This is a genomic window from Herbaspirillum sp. B65, assembly GCF_000333555.1.
Classification (GTDB): Bacteria; Pseudomonadota; Gammaproteobacteria; order Burkholderiales; family Burkholderiaceae_D; genus Herbaspirillum; species Herbaspirillum rubrisubalbicans.
On record NZ_BADI01000324.1, the window covers coordinates 1 to 3,310 of the forward strand.

The 3,310-nt window shown below is 59.7% G+C and carries 2 protein-coding genes; one reads left to right on the forward strand and one right to left on the reverse strand.

Annotated elements, in window-relative coordinates:
* Nucleotides 1-3,023 (reverse strand): Ig-like domain-containing protein (locus tag I5W_RS08275; RefSeq protein ID WP_148289061.1); only part of this gene is annotated, 3,023 nt, incomplete at its 3' end.
* On the opposite strand from I5W_RS08275, the gene I5W_RS31145 reads away from it, so the two are divergent.
* Nucleotides 2,998-3,310: hypothetical protein (locus I5W_RS31145; RefSeq protein WP_148289062.1), on the forward strand; the 313-nt coding region annotated here is incomplete at its 3' end. The two genes, I5W_RS08275 and I5W_RS31145, sit on opposite strands and share 26 nt — an antisense overlap.

Below are 3,310 nucleotides of genomic sequence, written 5' to 3' on the forward strand. Positions count from 1 at the left end.
AGACGCACCGTACTGCCGCTTTCCGCATTGAGATTGATGCCTTTGTCGAGCGCAGCCGCGCCACTGAAGGTATCACCGTCAGCGATATCGGCCGGCAGAGATACCTGAGGTTTGGCCGGCACGATGGTATCGATCATGACCTGCTGGCCAGTCACCGCCTTGGCCTGGTCCGTCTCGATCGTGCTACCGGCCACGTCCTCCAGAACCTTATCCCGATTGACCAATGAAATGGCCCTGAAGACACGCTTGGTACCAAGCTCGACGTTCTGACCGACCTTGTATTGGAACTTGAGCGTGTCGGTGCCTAGGCCACCTACGTAAACTGCCGTGCCGATCTGAGCATCTTGGAGCGGGGAACCATCTTCGGTTTCGGGCTGCAGGATGACATAGACCTTCGATGTATTTTTCCCTGTCTTCAGGAAAACCTCGCGATCGAAGCGCACCGTCACTTCAATCACGTTATCCGCGCGGTAAAAACCATTGTTCTCGGCAGGCGTGGTGCTGGTGATGTCGAGATCGAGTTTGGAGGACGCATCGAAGGGCTTCAAGTAATTCAGCTTGAAACTCGTGTCGGCGCTGGTGTTGCCGGCCTGGTCGGTGATGGTGACATAGACCGTGTTGTCGCCCGGCTTGAGCATCGAACTCAAGGTAACCGTGGCGCCATTGCTGGAGACGGCCCCCGGCAAGACGCGTACTACCCCCTGGCCAAGGGACGAGGTGTGCGCTGCATCGGACCAGATCTGTATCACTGAACCGGGCGAACCCCCTTTGACCAGCAGCGTGGGGGTGCTTTGGGAGGTGATGTTATCGATCCTGGTGGCAGCAGCGCCATCACGGCCGGTATCGCTGGAAGCATCCAGCTTGACTTCGCTGGGGGCGTCCGGCGTAGAGAGATCGAGCGTCAAGCTTGCTTTACTTCCGGCACCGGTCGGTAGCTTAAGCGCCACCTTGCCACTCTCGTTGCCGGCAGCATCCACCAATTGCGCAACAAGCTTCAATGGCACGCCGTCCACTGCAGATTTGCTTTTCACAAACCTGGTCAAGCTGTCGACGGTGGCCTGGATATAGCTCGCGTCCGTGAATTGCGCCTCGCCGCGCTCATTGACGGTGGCTTCGGCCAGACGTGACTCGGAGAAGTTGTCCGCAGTCACCAGCAACTTGACTTTGGCGCCATTATCGGATGCCTTGAACGCACCGGATGCCACGCTGATCTTCAATCCTTGCTTGATCTGGTTGGTCACGACAGAAAAGGCATCTTCTGGATTGGCGCTGGAAATGGCGTTGAGCTTGCCGCTCACCGGAACAGTAGCATCAGCGCGCAAGCCGCTGCTATCAAAGACCGGGGGATCAAGGATTTCAAGATTAGGATCGGCAGGCGGTGTGGTGTCGGCTTTGTAGGGTGTATTCAACTGGGTTTTAACACCCAAGGCCTTGGCAAGGTCGTTGTCGGGCACGGCGGTACCGTCTCTCTTGAACCATATCCCCTGGGCGTTCGATTTGAACAGCACATTGCCAAGGTCGGCGTAGATGTAGGCGTCGTTCTTGGTGAAACGCAGGGCATTGTCCGGGATGCTGATTGCGCCATCCAGGCCGCGGGTAGCCGCGTCGCTACTGGAAAACTGCAACGAGAAATGCAGCACGTCGCCGGTGCTGCCATTGGGGACGTAAGTGGCCATCAGGTCTCGCCCATCGACTTTCATGAGCAAGGTTGGCTCATTGCCGGAGCTCCAGGAAATCTTATACGGCAAAGTCATCACGACCTTGATGGTGTTGGAGGTCGTCTGTCCCGTCCCAGCGCCGTTGAAGGTGACGCGATCGCTAGTGGCCGGTGCGGCTTCAATGGCGATCTGATCGCTGAACAGGGCGATCCTGGCCCCTGCCGAGGCGAAGCCCAGTGCGCTGCCGGTGGCGCGCAACTGGAACTGGGCGCTGCCACTGTTGGGCTTATAGAAACTGCTTTCTGAATTGGCGCCTTTTTCAGCGGGCAACAGGAAATTGGAGGAATCAGTAGAGGAGCCGACGGCCGGACGTGCAGCATTTTCCAGGTTGTACTTGGCGGGGTCGTCGAGATGGGTGGGAATCGTCAAGAGGAAGAACCCGCCACCTTTGTTGGTGAAGTCGCTGGCTGCCAATGCGACCGCATCCACGTCTTTCTTGGTCAGGACATAGTCATAGGTGAAGGGTTTTGCATCCGCGATCGGCTTACCATCTTGATTCAAGCGGACGAATTCGATATGCAGGTTGTCGCCCACCTTGGCCGAGGCCGCCGTATTGATCTTCAGGGTCAAGCCATCGGTAAAACTGGAATAACTGACGTTGGCGTCCACGCCCTTGGCCAGCGTCTGGCCGGCAACCGGGACTTCCTTTTTCGTGTCGATACTAATGTAGGGTACCTGACTGCCGTTGGCCCCCGCCTCAGCGTCGCCCGTGGCCTGATACAGGCGGGCTGCGCCTTCATCCAGGCCGACCTGGGCTTTGGTGCCATCGCCCTTGTCGACCTCGACCGAGCGTACCTTTTGCAAATCCAGCACGAGTTTGCCGTCAGCCCCCGTGACAAAGGCACCTGCCAGCACCTTGAGAGCCTTGTCCAGCGCATCATTGCTGGGAACGCCGGCAGCCCGCTGGGCCTGCATCATGCCGGCCACCACGCCGAGTGCCAGGCCGTAGTTCTTGCCATCGTCTGTCTCGACAGGATTGCCGCCGCCGCCCAGGAAAACGGGCAGCACGTGGACCAGATCACCGACGCTGATGCCGAAGGCCTTGGCAACGGCAGCATGGATAGCGTTCATATTGTCCGGCGACAGATTCTGGCCGATCTGCATGGCCGCCAGCGTGGTCAACGGGTTGGCCGTGACCTGCTGGTCCGCATCCAGGCCGCCGATAACGGCAATCAGAGGAGTCGCCCCCAAGGTCTGGTTGCCGATGATTTCGTCGCGGTGGTCGGCGCTGTCGCCGGTATCGCTGACGACCACGCGCAGGATGTCCTGGGCGGTGACCATGCTCTTGTCGATCTTGAAGCTCATCCGGCCGTTGCGATCCACCGTGGCGGTGCTGGCGATTTCCTGCCAGGCGCCGCCTACCCACTTCTGCGCACTGGCGCGCACTGACGCGCCGGCCAGGAAGGGGCCTGCTGCTGGGGTGACGGTGAGATTCCAAGTGTTGCTGGGCGGGGGGGGCGCGCCATCGTTGCCGCTCGAAGGTGGCGTAGCAGAGGGCGTGGCGCTGATGCCGCTACCGTTTGCACTACTTCCCGCGCCACCGGCTGCCAGTCCCAACAAGGCCAGCGCACCGCCGCCAATGGCCACCGGCA